The sequence below is a fragment of the Mesorhizobium sp. C089B genome (genome assembly GCF_030323125.1).
GTDB lineage: Bacteria > Pseudomonadota > Alphaproteobacteria > Rhizobiales > Rhizobiaceae > Mesorhizobium.
Window position 1 is genome coordinate 6463566 of record NZ_CP100469.1, and the last position, 20240, is coordinate 6483805.

Consider the following 20240-nt stretch of genomic DNA (forward strand, 5'->3'; position numbering starts at 1 on the left):
CTCGCCGTGACATGACATGTGCCGCAGACCCCCGAGGTCGACCAACCGTACCCGCGTGCTCAATCGTCGTATGTGATCGTAGTCTCAGAAGGTTGCGATGGAAACCCGGCGCAATTTTGGTGGCCGGCCCGTGCTCGGGTCGCCTTCACGGTGTCTTCAGCGGTGCGCGGGCTTAGCCCTTGCCGGTCTTCTGTTTGGCGGCCTTGGCATAGGCTTCACTGAAATAGGTGAGGAATATGTCCAGCATGCCGTTCTCGTGCGGTTCCTCCTTGGCCCGCCAGGTCGCGACCAGCGCGTCCCAGGCGCGCGTTTTCTTCGAGGCAAAGGAGGATGGCGGCAGTTTTTTCGCAATCGCCTCGGGCGACAGATCGTCAAGCAACCGCGACAGCGCTGCCTGCATGGCGGCGAAGGTGGCGAATTCATGTGTTTTGAGGTCGTGGAAAGCGTCTTCGATGCTGTGCCTGGCATCGAGATAGCCGGCCCTGCGCCGCGCGAACATGATGTCGAGGATTTCGTCTGTCCCGGGCACGAACTTTAGCGGATTGTTGTCGGCGGAATTGATCATGGTCCGGTCGCTGGTCTTGGCCAGGACTTTTGCAGCGGCGCGCGCCTTCAACAGCAACACCAGCTCGTCGACGACGATGCGCAGCACCGCGCCGATCTCGCCGGCTACCTCCTGCGGTTGGCGCAGCAAAAGCACCTCTGGCGGAATGCCGGCGCCGGCGGCAATCGCGCGCAGGATCTCGTCGGCTTGCTGCGGCCGGCTGGAGACCGAAGCGGGTGGCGCGGTCGGTGACCGTGGCGATGCGACATAGTCTGGAAAGGATCCGGCAACGGGCATCTGCCGTTGCGTCGAACCATGGCCACCGAAGGCTGGGTTCCCGTCATCGATCGACACCGAGACGATATAGCGGCCGATCCGGAGCCGGTCCCCTTGCGCCAACCGATGCGGGCCGGTCAGGCGCTGGCTCGACCCGTTGACGAATGTGCCGTTGCGCGAGACGTCGTGGAGAAAAAAGGCGCCGCCTTCGTAGCGGATTTCGCAATGTCGGCCGGAGATGAACTTGTCCGGATCGGGCAAGGTCCAGGCGCAGTTCTCCCGCCCGATCTCGAAGCCGCGGTCGCGCGATGCGTAGCCGGGCGGCAGCCCGGCAGGCAGGACATCGACATTGCTGATCTGCAGACTGATGAACATGCGCTATGGACCGTCGACCGCTGCCGTTTCCATTGATCCGATGTGCCACAGTCTAGCAGCTTGCGGGCACAGCGGGAGAGCGGCGTTTCACACTGGCGAAAGCGGCGCAAACAGCAACGGCCTGCCGCTTGTCCTCTTTGGTCTGCCATAGAACATGTGGTAGGCTCAACATGGCTTGGGTGGCAAGTTGCGAAATATCCCTGAACGTGAGGTCGTTAACACAAGAAGGGCTTCGAACCTGCCACACTAGCGCTCAGGAGGGGCACGACCCATGCCGAGTGAACAACGCGCCGCGCTTGTGCAGACGCCGGTCGGCGCCGAGCTGTTGACCTTTACGCATCTCGTCGGCCGCGACGAGATCAGCCGCTGCCTTGCCTACACCGTTGGATTTGTTTCGACCAATGCCGATATCGACCCGCTGAAGATGCTGGGCGGCGCCGTTTCGATCGAAGGCGAGGCCGACCCCAAGCGCTGGTTCAGCGGCCTCATCGCCGAGTTTCGCCTTACCCGCATCGAAGATCGGCTGGCTCACTACGAGGCGGTCGTCAGGCCGTGGCTGTGGTTCCTCGGCAATACCACCGACTGCCGCATTTTCCAGGACAAGACTGCCGTCGAGATCGTGGAGGAGATCTTCTCCAAATATGGCGGCATCGCCAAGTTCGAGAAGCGCTTGCAAGGCTCCTATCCGCCGCGCGAATATTGCGTGCAGTACGACGAGAGCGACCTCGATTTCGTGCAGCGGCTGCTCGAGCATGAAGGCATAATGTACTTCTTCGAGCATGCCGAGGGTGAGCACACACTGATCCTGGCCGACGCCATGAGCAAGCTCAAGCCGGCGCCGGGCTATGAGACGGTGCTATATCAGTTCGAAGGGCAGGGCTCGCGCCGCGACGTCGAATACATCACCGACTGGATTCCAGGCAGCGCGGTGCGCCCCGGCGCCTATGCCCACACCGATTATGACTTCGAAAAACCCGCCGCCGATTTGATGGCGAAGTCGGCGCAGCCCTTCGGCCACAAGCAGGCCGCGGGCGAGAACTATCGCCACCCCGGCGCGCATCTGGAAGTCGGGCGCGGCGACAGCCTGGCGGCGATCAGGCGCGAAGAAATCCAGGCGCCGCATATGCGCATTGCCGCTGTCGGCACCGTGCGCGGCCTGTTCTCCGGCTGCACCTTCAAGCTCGACGGCTTTCCGCGCGACGACCAGAACAAGGAGTATCTGGTGATCAGCGCCGAGTACCGGCTGTTCGATCCGGGCTATCGCGCCGGCGTCGACACCGATGGCGAGAATTTCAAGGTGGTGCTCGGTGTGGCGCCGACCTCAGTTGCTTATCGGCCGCCGCGCATCACGCCAAGGCCGATCATGCGCGGGCCGCAGACGGCGACCGTGGTCGGTCCGTCCGGCGAGGAGATCTTCACCGACAAATATGCCAGGGTGAAGGTGCAGTTCCACTGGGACCGCCTCGGCAAGAAGGACCAGAAGAGCTCCTGCTTCGTGCGGGTGTCGCAGACCTGGGCCGGCAGCGGCTGGGGCTTCATCCAGATCCCGCGCATCGGGCAGGAAGTCATCGTCGATTTCATCGAAGGCAATCCCGACCTGCCGATCATCACCGGCAGGGTCTACAACGCCTCGCAGATGCCGCCCTACGGACTGCCCGGCAACGCCACGCAGTCGGGCTGGAAGTCGAACTCGTCCAAGGGCGGTGGCGGCTACAACGAGCTGATGTTCGAGGACAAGGCCGGCTCCGAACTGGTCAACTTCCAGGCGCAGAAGGACCACCACCTTCTGATCAAGCACGACCGCAACAAGACGGTGCAGCACGACCAGTCCGACCGCATCGACCACGACGCCAAGCACTCCGTCGGCCACAACCTCGACGAGGACGTCGGCAACAACAAGACGGTCAAGGTCGGCGTCGACCAGACCACCAATATTGGCAGCAATGATACAGAGACGGTGGGTACGAACCGGTCGCTGACGGTCGGGTCGAACGAGACGATCGACATCGGCTCGAACTCCACCGAGACGATCGGCGCCAATCACACGCAGACCGTGGCGATCGTTCAGACGGTGACCGTCGGCGCGGCGCGGGTCGATTCGGTTGGAGCATCCGAGACCCGGACCGTGGGCGGTCCGCAGGCGAACACGATCGGTGCGACGCGGTCGGTCACTGTGGGCGCGGCGCAGAGCCACACCATCGGTGCGGACGACAGTTGGCAGGTTTCGGCCGGCCAGAGCGTTCAGATCGGTGCCGATCAGAGTTTCAAGATCGGCGGTGCACAGGCTACGGACGTAGGCAAGGACCGCAGCACCAAGATTGCTGAAGGCGATTCCACCGAAGTCGGCGGCGACCGGGCTCTCAAGATCGCTAAGGGCAGCGCTGTCGAAATCGGTGAAGACGGCGCAATGAAGATCGGCAAGAGCCTGCTGATCGAGGCGGGCGACTCCATAATGATCAAGTGCGGTTCCGCGGGAATTGCTTTGAAGAAGGACGGGACGATCACGATCGAAGGAAAAGACATAACCGTCGTAGCTTCGGGTGAGATTGGCGTCAAAGCTTCGAAAGACATCACCATGAAGGGCAGCAAGATCAACCAGAACTAGGACTCGCTCGCTATGACTAGGACCATTGGGAAGACCAAAACCATTGAGAAGATCGAAGGGGTGGTGATCGGTGTTTTCCTGGGCTTCGGCGAGGAAGCACCGTTGGTGGTTTTCCCCGGCAACCCGAAGCAAACTGCGATTCCGGCCCGTAGTTTGACGGAACTCAACTCATCGATGATCGGAGTTGAGGTGGCATTGCTGTTTCAGGAGGGCGATCCGGGACGGCCGCTTATCGTCGGCCGGATCGTCGAGCCAGCGCGCAAGGTTGCGCCGGCACAGGTCATTCGCGATGGCGAGAGTGTGAAAATCGTCGGCGACGAGCGGATTGAACTGCGCTGTGGCAAGGCGACGATCATCATGGAAAAGGACGGCCATATCACGATACGTGGCACCTATCTGACCAGTCATGCCAGCGCCGTAAACCGTATCCGCGGCGGATCCGTGAATCTCAATTGATGCCGGTGCCTGTCCTCCCGGAAATCGTCCGTCAGCACGCCGAGATGGCGGCATTCCTGTGGACGGTGTATGACTATCACCTGCTTCATCCAGATGAGAACCCTGACATGGACGAGGTGCGTCTCGCGCGCCTCGTTGCAAGGATCGAGGCACATTTGGACGGCTTGAGGGTGGCCGGGCCCGAGGGCTGGCGATCGCCACAAAAGCTTACGAGGCCTTTCCGGAAGCTGGCGAACTCTTTGTCCTGCGTATGCTCTCTGTTCCCGATCCGCCGCGGATTGCAGCACTCGACCTTGAAAAGGTGCGCGGCTACTTGGCGGCTGGACGGCGGTAGTTGCAGGCCTTTGAGGCTTTTCTCTCCCGGCAGGTTTCACAAAAACCTGCGAGACATATCGATTATGCCGGCATGAAGGCCCTTGTTGTATCCGAACTCGAACCCGACCCACGTCGACCCGTCGAACAAGAAGACTTCCTTCCAACCAACCACAACCAGGAATTCGCTTGATGCCTGCATCGCATAGCCGTAGCCCAACTCTTTGAGCGGAGCGAGCTTCAACCGCTTCTGGACATAGAGGCCGTACTCATCGTCGCCCCAGTAGCGCTTGCCCTTGAACTCGCAAATCGAGAAGAAGTCCCGTTCAGGCGCTTCGATGGCCGCGAGGTCGTCTTCGAAGTACTGGAAACAATAACCGTCCTCGCAACCTATGTTTACAACCCCATCCTCGGCGACTTGAAGCGCATTAATAGAGCGGTTGAAATTCAGAGGAATTCTCTTCCAACCATTGCCGGCAAGGCGAAGCAATGTGCCGTCGTCGCCCGCCACATGAACCGGACCGTTTCGCGGGCCATGCATGGCCCGCAGGAACGATTTGGCGATCGGCTTGATTGTTCGCCACGCATGGCCTTCGGCCACGCACACGGTTCCATGTTCGCCATACAAATAAACTGCGCCGCCCTCCTGATGGTAGAGCTTGTTGAAGAACTGGTCGGGGGTCCCACTGGTCGCATGCGCAGTGCCGTGGAGGAAATGGGTCGTGCCGCCGATTTCCAATGCTACATGGTCGATTGGAGTAGGGCTGACATGCGCGAGGATAAGGTTTGGAACTTCAAGCAGTGTCTCGTAGCGAAGTGTCTTTCCGTCGAACAGAACTTTCAGCAGGTATGAATGCCCGATTTCGTCGTTTTCATCACTTAGCTGAACCGATACACTGAAATATCTCCCCTCAAGATGAAACGCGCTCATTACCTCTACGTCGATCTGATCTGGTTCGAGATTGGCGAAGGGAGTTTTCAAGGCCATTGCAAAAAGCGCTCCTAGCGCATCGTGTACATTTTACCAAGTTCTTCTTGTGTTTTGCGGGAACGACAACACTCTGGATATAAGCCATAAAGATCATCTTGAGGCATTTCTGGATGTTTTCTCTAGTCTTTGGGCTGGCGTTCTTAGACTCTTTGTGGTTGACCGTAACGGATTCGACAGCCTTGTCGACACCACCTCTCAACCTCGGCGGCTGCCCCTGATTGAGCCGCCTAGTGTTGTAGTCGCTCATCATGTTGGTCTTTAGATTGTGTGGGGATCCCTTCTTGCTCCCCTTTCCTGACTGATATCCTCCGCCTTTTTTGTGTTTGTACGATCGAATACAGACGCAAGGGGCAGTATTTTGATCATAGTTTCTCCATTTTGGATATGAGATATTGTGCTCGCGGTCACCTTGAAAGTATTCGTTGCTAACAAAGTGCTCGGATTCATATCCGGCTGGACATTTCTTATCCTCGTGAGCGTGAAGTCTCATGTTGTGCTTTTGCAGAAGGGTTCCGCAAGTCACATTGCCCATATTGACTGTCAGGATATGGGCCCAAGGAACGGCTGCGGTTGCGGCTGTAGAGGCGTGGTTGTTGGTCGACAGATCGGTGAACCGGATCACCGGCTCTCCGTCGAATTTCACGTCGTTGGACCAGGAATTGAAGTATTCCTTGCCGGTATTGGTCGAGGTGATGATGCCCTTCTTGGCCGCACACCCGGCCTCGTCGCCAGAGGTCTTTGAAAGGTCGGACTTGTTCTTGATGTTGACGGTCTTGCCGGAGATCTTGACCGTTCCAGTACCCTGCTCGGTATCGCTGGACACCCCGAACAGGGGGTACGGGATAGGTACGCCGGGAGGAGTCGCGGGATTTTCCGGAGGGGTGAAGCAGACGTCCGGAAACGCCGCAATTGTCTTACCGTCGCTCCCTTGGCCGGAAATTTCCAGCCCGTTGGCGAAGACGTTTCCCATCAGACGGCCCGTCCTGCAAAGACGGCGGCCCCGCAGGCGCCAGCGTCGTTGGAGGCTTCAACGAGCACGGATTCACCCATGGCGTAGCCCTTGACGGCAGCGGTGAATGCCCAACCCAGCATGAGTGGGACCACGGCGGCCCCGACATTACCTAGGGTTTCACCGGGCGACCAGATATCCATGAACTCGCGGCGGCCACGGGTGAGCCGCAGGGTGGCCAGAGCGCTCTGCCTGAACCAGTATTTTTCGCCGATCAGGTCGGAGATGCGATAGCCGACACGATGCATGGCGATACCGGTCTCCTCAAGTGCGGTCCGGTAGGCGGCGGTCATGCCGTCACCGCGCGACGCCAGATCATCCGGATTGTAGATGAAGGCGGGCTCTCGGCTGAAGCCGAGGCCATGCAGGTGAAGGCTGCCGGCGGTCGCCCGGGGGAGCAAAGGATCGCGGCGGCCGCCTCGCCGGGGATGAATCCGTCCGGGTTGTCTGGAACCAGCAGCCGGTTTTCGGTAAAGTAGTGCGTGACGGTGCCCGCCGTCAGGTAGCTGTCGACGCCGACGATCATCACGAAAGGGGCTTCGCCGGCCGAGAAGATTCTGCGGGCCTGTTCCAATGCGACCAGCCCGGAGGGCCGACCGTGCGCCACGATCCGTGCCTTGTTGGGACTGGTCAGCTTGGTGATCGCGGCTATGCGCGCGAGCATGCGCTGTCCGTCCGAGGCCGGCCGCCCGGGGCGGTCGTTTTCGGCAAGGCATAGAATGAGGGCGGCGTCACCTCGCGCCTCCGGCGCGCCGGCAAAAGCTTCGGTGATCGCCATCGCGGCAAGGTAGGCCATACGCTTCTCGCCGACCCAGTCACCGGGCAAGGGAACGGGCGCGCCTATAAGGCGCTCTCCGCCCGCGGCGAGGAAACCTGTCTCCTGAAATCCGTCTACCCCGGCTCGCATTGCTGCGCATGACGAGGGCGCGTCGAGGCCGACGGCGGTCACCATGCCGATCGAAACGACATTAATCGCTGCGCTCATGCGGCTTCATCCTCGGGCGCGGCCCCAACGGCGCGTATATAGTCCCGGCCAGTGGCTCGCGCTCGCAACATCGACTCCGTCGGCGGGCCGATCCAGCATTCGGTGAAGTCCAGGATCGTGCGATGAATGCGCTGAGACACGCGCCAGACCAGCGAGAAGCAGCGGTTCTCGGGATCAAACAAAATGGTGTCGGGAAGGATTTCTCCTTGAAATGAGAGTTCTCGCTCTCTGAACAGCGTCATCGGCAATGCCGTCTGTGGCAGGCGAAAGCTTACCCGGCCCTCAGGGGTCAGGTTGACCAGATGTACTTCTTCGCCACCTTTCGGCTGGTCGATCTGCTGGTCGGACGGCGCCATCTGGAAATAGCGCTCATCGAAATCCGGAGGCAGGAATGGAAAGATGTTGGCTACCCAGTTGTCGTCATAGGTGCCGCCATACTCGATCCGGCCAGGCCAGCCACGGCCCATTGGACCAAAACTCATGGGCCTGTAGTCGCTGAACGGCGAGCGGATGTCCTCGCCGACGGCTTGGGTGTTGGGAAGGCGCAGGCCCGGGATCAGCCGCTGGTTCCTGGCACGCGACCAGCCGGTTCCGACCGGGTTGTATCTGTAACTTGCCGGCGCCTTGTCCTCGGGGTCGAGCCGGTCAGTTCCGCCCCACGCAACGTCGTAGGAAATCGGCAGGCGTAGGAACGGCTGCGGCGCTGTAGCGGCAAACATTGGCCCGATGGCACGCCACTCACGCGTGCCCACCACCTCGAAGAGTTTCGACCAATTTCCAACTTTGATGCCGACCGGCACGCGCTCGGCTGGTCTCCCGTTTGGGGCGTAAGCACAGCCATTGGCGATGATGTCGCAGCGTGGCTTGCGGAAAGCGAAATCGGTTTCCCATAATGTTGCGGAATAGCCGGGTTCACCGGTCTGCGTGTCGGCCATGACCAGCGGTACCTGCTCCGCCGATTTCTGCACCGGTCCGCCTGGCGTTGCGGGAAAGTCGAACGTGCCTTTCACCACCACGACAATCCACTCATGGCGGCCTTGTCCGTGCCCACGGTGAATTGATGCGGATAGCCCATCTGGTTCCAGATCTGCATCAACTCGTCTCCCAACTGCCGGCGAGGATTGTCTCCAGCGTCGCTTGCGGCGAGTGCGGGTCGATGTCGAAAATGTCGGAGTGCGCCGTCCACATCACCATGTCGGCGATCAGCTCTTCGCCCGGCTCGGCCTGTGGCATCGGCAGTGCCGTCAAAGCTGCATCCAGTTCTTCGGGCGTCAGCTCGCCCTGCTGGGCGGCGGTGGCGGCCTCCTCGATCCCGGCAAACCATGCCTCGGCATGCGTCAGCGCGACAGGCGCTTCGGGCAGCAGGGCAACGACGCTCAGCGGAAATTTCCGGCCAACCTTGTCGGCGCTTTGCAGGATGATGCCCGCCGACGCGCCGAAGGAATTCGCGCCGGCCAGAAAGCGCAGCGCGGTGGCGGGGGGCCAGATGTGCTGGCCAAACAATGGCACCAGGTGCTGCGCCAGCCAGCGGTCCCACAGGCGCACGAACTCGCCCGTCAGCCGCCGGCTGACGAAGTCGCCGGTGGCGGGCATTTTGCCGTAGAAGCCAGGCAGGATCAGATCTGCGGCGGACATGAGAATTTCTTGAACATCTGGAGGTTGTAGGGATTTTCGACGCTCGCCGCCTTGAGCTTGAAATCGGCGTACATGCCTTTCGTGCCCAGCCGCAGGCTGTAGACGTCGGACAGCGACGTGCCGGTAAAGCGGCCGCCGCGCAGCATCCTCAGCCATGCCCAGCTGCCGGTCTCGTTGAGCATGATTTCGGGTGAGCCGTCGATCGGCTGGAAGGCGAGCGAGATGACGCCGGTGCCGTCCTTGCCGGGCCAGGTCATCGGTTGCGGTCGCGTCGCATTGTTGAAATAGACCAGGTTCTGGCCATCGAGGTTGAGCGTGACGCGGGTCACGTTGGGCGACAGGTCGGTCGGCTCGAGCGTGAAGGCCATCACCGGGCCCTGACCGCCGGGAAAGAGATCGTCGCGGATGCGCCGCGCCTGCTCGAAGGCGGCAAGTGCGGACGGGTCGAGGCCGAAATCGGCACGCCATTTCCAAGGCTGCGCCGAGGTGTCGACATAGCCGATCAGATGGTCGTTGATGAAGCCGTCGATCATCCCTGCCGGTCCGAACAGGCGGGCGAAGTCGCGCACGTTGACGTCGACGGCACTGTCCGGGCTGAACGGATAGCGGTCGTTGAGCGCGGCCTGGCAGAAGGGCAGGATGTCGGCGCGCCAGATGGCGTTGAGCTCGGAGGCCACGGCCTTCTGCGTCAACCCGCTGGTGTCGCCGGCAATGCCGCTCAGCCAGGTGTTGACCGGGTCGGGCAGGATTTGCGCCTGGCGGGCGACGGCGCCGGTCAGTTCGGCAAGCCCGCCCTGTTTCTTGATCGCGTCCTGCGGGTCGGGATTGGCGGTCACCGTCTGCAGCACGTTGGACAGCGCCGTCAGCGCGACGACCGCGGCATCGAGCGCCGGCGGCTGGCCGTCGACCTCGGCAATCGTGCTCTTGAGCGGCTTGAAGTGTTCGGCCACCAGCGTGCCGGTCAGGTCGACTTCGCTGGCCGATCCTGCGCGCGGCAACAGCTTGGCGCCGGTCTTGACGATCTTGCCCAGCTTGCCGAGTTTGCCCAGCAGTTTCGAGCCGCCCTTCGCCGCCGCCTTGTCGTCAGTCGCCGGCGCGTCGTCCGAGCGGGTGAGGTCGACCTCCTGGACCACCGCCGTCAACAGCCGCTTCAGCGCGGAATCGGCGCTGGAAAGGTCCTTCAGATTCTCGCTGGCAATGTTGAGGTCGCTCAGCGGCGCCAGCCGCATGTCGCGCAGGAAACTATCCCACTGCGCGATGTAATCGTCATAGTAGAGCTTCAGGATATCTTCCGACAGCGCCGACACCGAGGTCTCGGAATTTTCCGAGCAGCCGCCGGCAAACACGGCGCGGTCGAGTGCCGCCTGGGCGGCGACATCCTCGACCCGGTCGAGGATCGCATCGTGGAAGCCGTCATAGGTGAAGGCGCCTGATATGCCGACGCGCAGCGTCTTGTCGGAGCGTCGCGAAAACACCTTGGCGCCGTTCGGCCCGGCGAAATTGGCGGGGATCCATTCCTTCAATCCGGCCACCGCCGGATCGGCCAGCAATTGCTTGTAGGCCCGCGCCGGCAGCGAGATCGTGCAGACCGTTTTCAGCGCTTCGGCGACCAGCGCCTGGTCGGGCGCGATGTAGCTGTCGTCGACCGCCATGCGGCGGATCGCTGCCAGCTGGTGTTCTTCCGCATCGGCTGTCGGGAAGGGCGCGGCCGGCGCGAATTCGGGCAGGTCGTTCACCCACCAATTCTCGACGAAGTCGGAGTCCATCTGAGACAGGCCGGTCATCATGCGGTAGGTCTTGAGCGCCCCCAGCATGAAGTCCGGATCGCGGATCTGCCGCCACATGGTCGCTTCGAGCAACGCCACCATCCGCGGCTCCAGCACGTTGCGCAGAGCGTGGTCATAGGTGTCGGTCTGCGCCCGCATCATCTCGGCCGAAGCCGATGGTCCGAGCAGGTCCTGTGCCTTGTTCGGAGGCGCAGTCCTGGCATTGGCGACTTCGTCCATGGCGGTCAGGGCAACGTCCATAGCCGGCTGCAGCACCGAGGCGGGCGTCGCGGCGGTCGACGTCAGCGGCGCCTGCAGCGCTTCGAACTGGCCGGCTTGCGCGGCGATGGCGTTGCGATTGTCGTAGTAGGACCAGGTGAACAGGCCGCCGGCGAGTATGGCCGCAGCCGCGCTGGCAGCGGCGGCACCGCGCCAGACCCAGCTGCGGCGGCGCTGCGCCAGCGGATCGAAGGTGCCGAGCCCGGCCTCCTTGAAGATCACCTCGGTCAAAAGGTTCTTGAGGAAGAAGCTGCGCTTCTCGAAGCGCTGCGCCGGCATCGTGCGTCGTGCCGGCAGGCCGAAGGAGGAGGCGAGCGCCGCGGTCAGCCGGTCGATCGGCGCGCCTTCCTGGGTCGCCGAGGTCAGATAGAGGCCGCGCAGCCAGGCTGCCTCCTCGTAGCGGCTCTCGCCGAACATCGCCTCGACCAGCACCTGGATCGGCTCGGACAGGCTTTGCAGCTGTGCGGGAAAGCGGAAGATCTCGGCCCGTTCGGCCAGCTTATCCTCGTCTTCCAGCCGCGGCACCAGTCGCTTTTCCAGCTCCCTCGACAGCGTCGTGACTTCACCCGCGATCGTCTTGGCGTCGACGCGTGCATCGAGCGGGAAGGTCGTCCCCCATACCTGTTCGCGCGCCGCCGTCGACAGGCCGCCGAAGAAGGCCTCGAAGCCTCTGATCAGATCGGCCTTGGTCAGCATGAGATAGACCGGCAAGCGGATTTCCAGCCGCTCTTCGAGCTCGGCCAGGCGCCTGCGGATCTTGCGGCCATGCGCCTTGACGGCTTCGTCGCCCTCGGACAGCGCGTCGATCCCAAGCGCAACGATGACGCCGTTCAGCGCACGACGGCCACGATGCTTCTTCAACAGATCGAGGAAACCCAGCCATTCCACGGCGTCGACATCGGGCTGGCTTTCCTGCTGGACATAGCGCCCGGCGGTGTCGATCATCACTGCGTTTTCGGAGAAGAACCAGTCGCAGTTGCGGGTACCGCCGATGCCCTGCAGATCGTCGGTGAGGTCGATCGGAAAGTTGAGGCCGGATTGGCGCAATGCCGTCGTCTTGCCGGTCGCCGGGGGGCCGACGATCACATACCACGGCATCTCGCGCAGGAACTTGCGGCCGCCGAGCTTGCGGCGCTTCAACTCGACCATGACGTCCTGGAACTTGGCGCCGACCGCGGCGACGTTTTCCTCGCCCGGGCTGAGCCGCTTTTCCTCGACCGGGGCGGAAATCTCGGCGACGAACATGCGGTTGGCGCGGATCGCGCGGCGCTGCGCGACGATCAGCCAGATCAGCCAGAAGATCACCAGAAGAGCGATGATGACGATGCGCACCGTCTCCGACGCCATCGGCACATAGTCGCCGACCCGTACGATCGGGCCGAATACCCAGATGATCAGCGACAGCAGCGCCAGGCCGATCAGCGTCCACAGGAAACGCGAAGTCAGGACCGCCCAGAGGAAGCGCAGGATGAACATGTCACAGCCTCTTTTCGACCAGCACTTCGACGCGGCGGTTCAAGGCCCGGCCTTCGCGTGTGCCGTCGTCGGCCACCGGATCGGTGGCGGCCCGGCCTTCGGAGCGCACGCGCTCCTTCGGCACGCCGTTCTGAATCAGGATATCGGCAATTTCCGCGGCGCGGGCTTCCGACAGCCGCTGGTTGGTGGACAGTGGGTTGGTCTTCTGCAACGGAACGCCGTCGGTGTGGCCGACCACGGTGATATCGCCGATCAGCTCCTGGTTCTCGAGGATCACCTTGGCGACCGAGGCGATGAGCGGATCGAAGCCGTCTGTCAGCTGCGCGCGCGACGACTGGAAGAGTTCGGGATTGGAGGCCTGGATGACCAGCCGCGCCAGCGACACGCTCTCCGTGCCGCTCAGCGCTCTCTTGAGCTCGTCGGGTGCTGCCGCCTGGAATTCCGGCAGCAGCGCGAAATCCACCGCCACCGGCGGCGGCGCGTCGACCTTCGGCGAAGCGCGGGTGACATCCGTACGCGTCGGCGGCGGCAAGGCGCGAACCAGCGCCGAAAGCTCGACCGCCTGGCTGCTCAGGCTCATCGACAGCCCGATATGAATGGCGGTGGCGATCACCGCCGCTGCCGCAACCATCACCCAGATCGGCACGATGAAGCGCTGCGGCTCGTCGGAGGCGATCACGCCCTTCCAGTTGGGCGAAAGCTGTGCGCCTTCGGCGTCGCTGTCGCGCAGGAAGCGCGCCGCGGCCACACGCACGGCATTGAGCGAACGGTCGCCGGAGCGGCCCGGCACGCGATATTTGCCGCGGAAGCCGAGCGCCATGCAATGATATTGCAACTCCAGCATTTCGCGGTCGCGATTGGGATGGCGCTCCAGCTCTTCAAGACGGGCGAAGAACTGCGCGCCGGCATCGACGTCGCCGCGCAGCATCACCACCAGCGGCTGGCGTGGCCATGCGCTGGCGCCGCCCACGGCGTGTTCAGCGCCAGATCATCGAGCAACGCGGCCACCAGCCACGCGGCCTGGTCGGCGCGCTCAAGTGACGATCCCTGTGCCATGGTGGCGTCGCGGCAGCGCACGAGTTCGTCGAGCAGCCTGGTGCGCAGGGCTTCCGGGTTCTCAGGCGGCTGCGCGTTTTCGAGTTCGGGTGCAAATTCCAGCAGCGGCGAGAACGCGTTGACGAGCACGTTCGGATGCGCGCGCGCGGAGCGTTTCGCGGTCACCCCTGACGCCGGCAGCGGCATGGCGCGCGGCGTTGGCGCTCCGCTCAGCCGAATGCGCGTCCGCTCCCGATCCTCGGACAGTCCGAATGGATCGTCCCTGCTCATCATCTCACCTGTTGACCGAGTAGCAGTCGACCTGCGGTTCGCTGGGCAGCACGCCCGAAACGCCGATCACGAAACCGGGCGCTTCGAGCAGCGAGGCCCAGTGCTCGCTTTTCTGGTCGAGTTCGAGGCACAGCCGGTCGCCGTCATAGGGAATTTCGCGCGGTTGCGAATGCAGGGGCTTCAGCGGAATGCCGGGCAGGCGTGATTTCCACAGCCCTTCGAATTCGCTGGCCGAGCCGACGGTCGCCTGGTTGACGAAAATCTTGCGCAAGGCATCCTCCGACAGTTCGGAGCCGATCCGCACCACGATGCGGCTCGCCACCAGAAGTTTCGGGTTGTCGATGCGGATCTTCCACACATTGGTGGCATGGCGCATGACCGGCAGGGCGCGCGATTTCGGCTCGATGTAGCGCAGGCTGAGGATCAGCGAACGCAGCGCATCGGCCAGCGCCGAATAGGCGGGTCCGGGCGCCATGTGGTCGTAGACAGGCAGTTCGCCGAGCCGCCTTGCGCTCGAACCGTAGGTCGCCATCGAGCCGGCAAGGCCGGCAAGTTCCATGTAGACCTCGGCTGGATGGAAGACATCCTGCACCAGCATGTGCGCCAGCCGCGGCCGCGCGGCGTTGACCAAATTGAGGATCAGAAGATCCTCGACGCTGCGGCCGGGGCCGCCCAGCACCATCTTGCCATGCGCCTCGGCGATCTGGTCGAGGCCGGTGACCACTTCCTGCAGCAGGCGGCTGTACCAGGACGCCGCGCCGATGACCAAGGTCGGCGGCAGGAAGGTGTCGTCCAAGGCCACGCCGCCATCGGCGCGCACGCCCTTGAGTTCGGCCACCGGCAGCGCGGTGTAGCCGCCGACGGCCGTGCCCGGCGCCAGCAACAGCGCCTGCGGCCGTGCGATCTCGATTTCCTCGGGATCGGAGCCGCCATGCACGGCGTCGCGCACCGACACGATCCGGCCGCGATAGCGCGCGCCGGACGGCTCGGCGTGAGCAGGGTCGAAGCCGACGCCGCCGGGCGGTTCGAGCGGCAGCGCGATCAGCACCGGTCCCGCGCCCATTTCCGGCGTTACCGCCAGCGGCCGCGGCGCATCCATCGTCTCGGGGATCGCGAACGGCGTCCCGTCGGGAAAGATGCCACGCGCCGAGAGCACCGAGATCTGGCCGGCATCGAGCTGTGCCTGATCGAGCGTCAGCGTTCGGAAGCCGAACGTATGCAGGTGCCCGGCCTGCAAGACGCCGCGCACCGTCGCTTCGAAGAAGCGGTCCTGTTGCTGGAAATGCTGGGTGCGGAGGAACAGCCCCTCCGACCACAGCACCCTGTTTGCATCGCTCATGCCGCCACTCTCTGCTTCCTGCTCGTCACCATTGGCGCGGCTTTGCGGATTGCCGCCGCTAAGCGGAAATGCCGCCGCTGCCGAGCTTCACATTGACGGTGAATTTCGATCCCGACGAAACCGATTTGGTGGTACGCCAGTTGCGGCCGGTGGGTTCCCTGATCAGCGCGACGAAGCCGAGCGCGGCCACTTCCGGTTCGACCGTAATGGTCTTCGATGCGGTCTTGCCGGGTCCGACCGAAATCGTATCGGAGCCGATGAGATCGCCGCCAAGTGCCGCGCCGGCGCCGCCCTGCAGGGCGAAGTAATCGGCCGAATTGAAAGCGCCGGTGCTCTTCAGGCGCAGGATCATTACAGTCACCGGCCTGTCGCCGCCGCCCGGTCCCGGGTTCATGCCGGCGCCGCCGGCGAGGTTTACGGTGATGACGGATGGTTTCGGCGGGCCGCTCTGGCAAGCCGTCAGCAGTCCCGTCGCTCCGATGGCAAAAATAAATTCGCGTCTGTCGATCATGTCTCAGTCCTCCTCATATGCATCACGAAAATCAGCGCCGATCTCGCCCAGAAAACGCGTCTCGGCGCTGTGAGCGATTTCACGGTGGCGTTTCTGGTACAATTCCCAGAGCTTGGCGCCGCGCCCGCCGGTCAGCAGATTGCCGATCGCCGAACTCGACTTCAGTTCCTGCTCGATCGCCGCCGGATCGAAGCGGTCGATCATGCGCTTGAGCGCGCCTTGCACGCCGCGCCAGGCACGAACGTGGTGCTGCGCCAGATCGCGCACCGCGTCCTTGATCGCCGCTTCGGCGCCGAGGAAACCGGGGCTGCGCTCGGCCAGCATGGTCACCAGAGCATCGTCGACCGAAGGCAGGAATTTGAGCGGGTTGACCTCGGACGCGCCAACCACGGTCTGGGCGACGCGGGCGTTGCCCTTCTCTTCGGCGCGCTTGCGCAAAAGTTGCATCAACCCTTCCATCATCAGCCGGTATTCGCGGCCGAACTTCTCCATGCCGGCCACCGGATCGCTGCCGGGAAAGTCGGACTCGTCCATGCCCATGCCGCGCAGGAAAGCGGCGCGCAATTCCGCGTCCGCCTGTCCGGTCGACGGCCGCGCAGCAGCTTGCCGTACAGGAGGGCGGGGCGGTGGTTGCGGGGTTGGCTTTGGCGATGGCTCGGCCGCGCGAGCCGGCAGCTCCCAAGGCGCGGCGGAGGGAGCAGGCGAGGCCGCATCGATCGCGCCGCCATCCGTCGCGCCTGCGTCGAGACTGGTGGACTCGGCCGGGCCAAAACCAAACCCGTCATCGTAGGCCGGCGGCTTCTCGGAACTGGATCTGCTCGGCTCTCGCGACAGCGGTGCGGAATCGAGGCCGAAGGGATCGTCGAACAGCGGCTTGCCAACACCCTTGTCGGGGGCGGTCTCGGCCACCGGCGTTGCCACAGGGTCGAGGCTGAACGGATCGTCGAACGCCTGCGAGCTGCGTTCATCGGACCGCGCACGCGCGAATGCGCCGGGCACCGGCTTTTCGAATGGATCGGGCAGGTTGGCAGGGCGTGGCCGTCCCGGCTCTTCTTCCGTGGTGGACGAAAAGAAATCGTCGCCGCCGAGGCTGACCGGCGCCCGCGACGCGGTCGGCTTGCTGGGCATCGAAGGCCTCAAGGCCGGCGCCTCGGTCTTCGCTGTCTGCAAATCGACGCGCACCACATAGTCGCCCAGCCGCAGCCGCATGCCGCTTTGCAGGCGCTCGGAATTTCCCGCGCCGAGTGGGCTGCTGGCATCGTCGATGAACAGCCCGCTGCTGGAAGTATCGGTGACGAAATAGCGGCCCCGCTTGCTGGTGATCTTGCAGTGGGCGCGCGAGACGAACATGTCGGGATCGTTGATCTGCCAGTCGGCGTCGGCGCTGCGGCCGATCACCAGCTCACCCTCGTCCAGCTGTGCCTGCCGCGTGACTTGCGCGCGGGGTCCCTGTTCGAGAGTCAGAAGCAGGCTCATGCCGCCACCTCTTCCCGCCAGCCGACGATGGTGCGCAGCCGCATGTCTTCGGCATCGCCTCGCGCAGGGTTGCGCGCCAGCCAGGTGGTGCGGGCAAGCTGGACGGTGCCGAGCTTCGCCGGCGGCACTGCCTTTGCCGCAAGCACGATCCTGAGATCGACATCGATGGTCTCGCCGATCAGGTCGCGCACCGCCTGCTTCAACAGCTTCAGCCGCTCACCGCCGGGCAGGAAGGCCTTGTAATCGATATAGCTGAGCGCGCCGATGCGCAGCTCGATGCGGCTCTGCCGGCTGAAGCTGCGCGGGCCGATAGTGGCGCTGCGGCCGAGCGTGGCATAGCTGCCGGCCAGCCGGCTCTGCAGCGCCTTGGGAATGGTCATCCAGGCGCCGACGAATTCCTTCAGCACCACCGGAACCTTGAAGGCTTCGGCCAGGAACAGGGTCAGCCGTTCGGGACCGTCGACCTGGCTGGCGAGCGAGGCGGCCTGGCGAAGCTTTACCGCATCGAGTTCGGCGTCCTGGGTGCCCGGCAGCCCGATGCCGGCCATGGCTTCCAGCATGGAGCGGACGCGGCCGCCGACACCGCGTTCGACCTGCACGGCCGGATGCGCATCCGCCCAGGCGCGATAATAAAGCGCGATCATCCGGTGCTGCAGGATGTTGACGAAATCGACGAAGGTCGTGTCGCTCGTCTGCCGCGCCTCGGCGCCCGCATACCAGCGCTGCGACAGCCGATCGAGCACCCAGCGCGTCAGATGCAGCGGCATCGGCCCTTCAGGCCCGAGCAGGCCGAGATTGTTGACCGTCACCCGCGCCGGCGACTTGTCGGTCGGTTCGTGGAAATCCACCACGTCCTGCACTGCGAAGGACAGCCGCACATTCTGGCCGAGCCTTGCCGGCTCGCGGTCCGGCCGGCCGGAATGGCCGAACAGGCCGCCTTGCCGCTCCAGCCGGCGCAGCAGTTCGAAAAAGTCGAAACTCTCGGACAGGGTTGCGGCTCGCTCTAGATCAGGTAGCGATTGCCGGGCGTCATCGGCCATGGCACATCCTCCTGTTTCTGGAGCAACCGCGTGCGCGTGCGCACGAACCCGTTAATGCCGGCATGGCGGGCAAACAGCCGCGACAGCAGGCCCGACAGCAGCAGAGTGCTCTGTCCCGCCAGCACCGACTGGTCGACATGCAGCGTCACCTCCGTGCCGCGCCCAAAACACATTGGTCCTTCGATCGCCAGCCTTTCGATCACCGCGCGCGAATCGATGCGCACGATCGAGCGTACATTGCGGGCAAGCCCGGGATCGCCGCGTTCGGCATAGAGATCGAGCAGCGCATGCAGCGGATCGACGCCGCGGCCTTCCTTGGCCAGGCTGAGGAAGTTCAGCGCCAGCTGCGAGACCAGCCGCCAGGCCAGGTCGTCGGCGCGCGACTCGCTGTCGGCGCCGGTCGGCAGCGCTGCCGGGATGGCCGGCTGCGGCGAACGCAGCGCGCCGAGCAGCCTGACCGATTCCACCGGGTCGCCCGCTTCCAGCGTCAGCGTTGGCGTGTCGTCGAGGATGGCAAGATCGCGGTTTGTGCACAGTGCCACGACGTCGACGCACTTGAGCGGCCGGTTGGCCTGACTGTTGACTGGGCGCGAAACCGCCAGGAAGACGTCGTCGCCGGCATAGGAGGTCCGCGTCACGCCCTGGCGCCGCTCGTCCTCGGTCGGCCGGCGCGGCCGCCGCTCCGTCGAAAAGACCCAGCCGCTGCCGCGATTTTGCCCAAGGCTGAAGAGTTCCGGTATCTCCGCGTCGGGTCCCTCGGCATCGGCGTCTTCGACGCGGATGACGCGGTAGATTTCAAAGTCGCGCGCCCGCGTGCGGTCGGCATGCAGCACCTGGCGCGTCTTGCGCTGGTCGAGCTCGACGATGTTGCACTCGCGCTCGAAGAGATTGATGATCGGGGTGGCGAAGAGATCGAAATCCGCCGGCGTCAGATCGGCGAGTTCGGGCACCGGACGCCGGAACAGGAAGATGATTTCGAGCCCGGCCTGGCATTTGCGCACGACCGGCAGCAAGCCGGTGACGCGCCCATAATGGAAGCGCTCGGGCATCATGAAATATTCGCGCAGCAGGCGGTAGCCTTCGAAGGTCGGCCGCGTGCGCGGCATCAGCGCCTCGGCATCGGCAATGCCGACCATCTCCGGCGGCGGTAGCGGCGACAATGGATTGGTCTTGCCTTCCGGTCGAGCGCCGACACCAGAGCAGACTCCGAAGATGGCGTCGAAGATCAGCGGCGCCTTGGTGCGGTTGGCGAAATAGAAGTCGAGCCGGTCGAGCGCCAGTTCGTCGAGCTTGCCTTTGCCGGTCCGCGCCAGCGTGATGCGAAGTGCCGCTTCGCCGGCCTTGCCGGCGATCGGGCCGATGCCGGCGGCGGCAAGCGCGCTGCGGTCCTGGAAATAGCCGACCGAACTGATCGCGATCGGAAACAGCGTCATGTCCTGCGCGGTGGTGAAGGTGCAGCGTGTCGACAGGCCGGCCTGCAGGCTGGAGACCAGCCGCGTGCCGCGCTTGACGACGTGGCCGGCAAGCATTGTCTGCACCTGCTGGCCGGGCTTCAGCACCACCATGGCGGTTGCCGGCGCCGGCGTGACGAGATCGGGATAAAGCACGTCGAGGATGCTGCGCGAAAACCGCGAGCGCTCGGCATCCACCTTCAGGCGCGTGCGCGCGGCGAGGAAGGCGACGCCGTCGAGCAGCCGCTCCACATAGGGGTCGGGACACGGCACCGTATCCAGCGACAAATTGCGGGCAACCGCCGGATGCATGTCGGCGAACTCCGCCGCCAGCCCGCGTATGTGGGACAGTTCCTCCTCGTAATATTCTACGAAGACCCGGTCCATC

The 20240-nt window shown here is 63.8% G+C and carries 12 protein-coding genes and 4 pseudogenes; 3 read left to right on the forward strand and 13 right to left on the reverse strand.

Features of this window, described 5'->3' with window-relative positions:
• Nucleotides 1-172 precede the first annotated feature (172 nt).
• Nucleotides 173-1195: a type VI secretion system-associated FHA domain protein TagH gene (tagH, locus tag NLY44_RS31520; protein ID WP_023804387.1), complete on the reverse strand. Its 1023-nt coding sequence runs from the start codon at nucleotides 1193-1195 to the stop codon at nucleotides 173-175.
• Between the two features lie 271 nt (nucleotides 1196-1466).
• Here tagH (NLY44_RS31520) and NLY44_RS31525 point away from each other — a divergent pair, with 271 nt between their 5' ends.
• The 3 genes and pseudogenes from NLY44_RS31525 to NLY44_RS31535 all read left to right on the forward strand — a co-directional run bounded on the left by NLY44_RS31525 (nucleotide 1467) and on the right by NLY44_RS31535 (nucleotide 4590).
• Nucleotides 1467-3800, forward strand: a complete 2334-nt coding sequence (locus tag NLY44_RS31525; protein ID WP_023804386.1) for a type VI secretion system Vgr family protein — start codon at nucleotides 1467-1469, stop codon at nucleotides 3798-3800.
• 12 nt (nucleotides 3801-3812) lie between these two features.
• Nucleotides 3813-4256 (forward strand): DUF6484 domain-containing protein, encoded by a 444-nt coding sequence (locus tag NLY44_RS31530; protein WP_023834867.1) that lies wholly within the window; start codon nucleotides 3813-3815, stop codon nucleotides 4254-4256.
• Nucleotides 4256-4590, forward strand: a pseudogene (locus NLY44_RS31535) (hypothetical protein). Before NLY44_RS31530 ends, NLY44_RS31535 begins: the two are co-directional and overlap by 1 nt.
• A gap of 36 nt (nucleotides 4591-4626) precedes the next feature.
• On the opposite strand, the gene NLY44_RS31540 reads toward NLY44_RS31535, so the two are convergent.
• The 12 genes and pseudogenes from NLY44_RS31540 to tssF form a co-directional block, all read right to left on the reverse strand.
• Nucleotides 4627-5556 carry a hypothetical protein gene (locus tag NLY44_RS31540; protein WP_023804383.1) on the reverse strand — a complete coding sequence of 310 codons (930 nt, stop codon included), beginning with the start codon at nucleotides 5554-5556 and terminating at the stop codon, nucleotides 4627-4629.
• Complete coding sequence (locus NLY44_RS31545; protein ID WP_286456304.1) at nucleotides 5480-6529, reverse strand: DUF4150 domain-containing protein; 1050 nt, start codon at nucleotides 6527-6529, stop codon at nucleotides 5480-5482. Before NLY44_RS31545 ends, NLY44_RS31540 begins: the two co-directional genes overlap by 77 nt.
• A pseudogene (locus NLY44_RS31550) lies at nucleotides 6529-7553 on the reverse strand (3-oxoacyl-ACP synthase). Before NLY44_RS31550 ends, NLY44_RS31545 begins: the two are co-directional and overlap by 1 nt.
• A pseudogene (locus NLY44_RS31555) lies at nucleotides 7550-8646 on the reverse strand (DUF2169 family type VI secretion system accessory protein). Before NLY44_RS31555 ends, NLY44_RS31550 begins: the two co-directional pseudogenes overlap by 4 nt.
• Nucleotides 8646-9188, reverse strand: coding sequence for a type VI secretion system-associated protein TagF (gene tagF, locus NLY44_RS31560; RefSeq protein ID WP_023804379.1), 543 nt, complete (start codon nucleotides 9186-9188; stop codon nucleotides 8646-8648). The pseudogene NLY44_RS31555 and the gene tagF overlap by 1 nt, the downstream one beginning before the upstream one ends.
• Nucleotides 9170-12709: a type VI secretion system membrane subunit TssM gene (tssM, locus tag NLY44_RS31565; RefSeq protein ID WP_023804378.1), complete on the reverse strand. Its 3540-nt coding sequence runs from the start codon at nucleotides 12707-12709 to the stop codon at nucleotides 9170-9172. Before tssM ends, tagF begins: the two co-directional genes overlap by 19 nt.
• Before the next feature lies 1 nt (nucleotide 12710).
• Nucleotides 12711-14035 (reverse strand): annotated as a pseudogene (gene icmH, locus NLY44_RS31570) (type IVB secretion system protein IcmH/DotU).
• A gap of 4 nt (nucleotides 14036-14039) precedes the next feature.
• Nucleotides 14040-15374 carry a type VI secretion system baseplate subunit TssK gene (gene tssK, locus NLY44_RS31575; protein WP_023804376.1) on the reverse strand — a complete coding sequence of 445 codons (1335 nt, stop codon included), beginning with the start codon at nucleotides 15372-15374 and terminating at the stop codon, nucleotides 14040-14042.
• A gap of 58 nt (nucleotides 15375-15432) precedes the next feature.
• Nucleotides 15433-15885 (reverse strand): type VI secretion system lipoprotein TssJ, encoded by a 453-nt coding sequence (gene tssJ, locus NLY44_RS31580; protein ID WP_023804375.1) that lies wholly within the window; start codon nucleotides 15883-15885, stop codon nucleotides 15433-15435.
• 3 nt (nucleotides 15886-15888) lie between these two features.
• Complete coding sequence (gene tagH / locus NLY44_RS31585; protein ID WP_023804374.1) at nucleotides 15889-17361, reverse strand: type VI secretion system-associated FHA domain protein TagH; 1473 nt, start codon at nucleotides 17359-17361, stop codon at nucleotides 15889-15891.
• Complete coding sequence (gene tssG, locus NLY44_RS31590) at nucleotides 17358-18401, reverse strand: type VI secretion system baseplate subunit TssG (RefSeq protein ID WP_031201267.1); 1044 nt, start codon at nucleotides 18399-18401, stop codon at nucleotides 17358-17360. The genes tagH (NLY44_RS31585) and tssG overlap by 4 nt, the downstream gene beginning before the upstream one ends.
• Entirely contained in the window at nucleotides 18365-20239 is a 1875-nt protein-coding gene (tssF, locus tag NLY44_RS31595) for a type VI secretion system baseplate subunit TssF (protein ID WP_023804373.1), read from the reverse strand. The genes tssG and tssF overlap by 37 nt, the downstream gene beginning before the upstream one ends.
• Nucleotide 20240 lies beyond the last annotated feature (1 nt).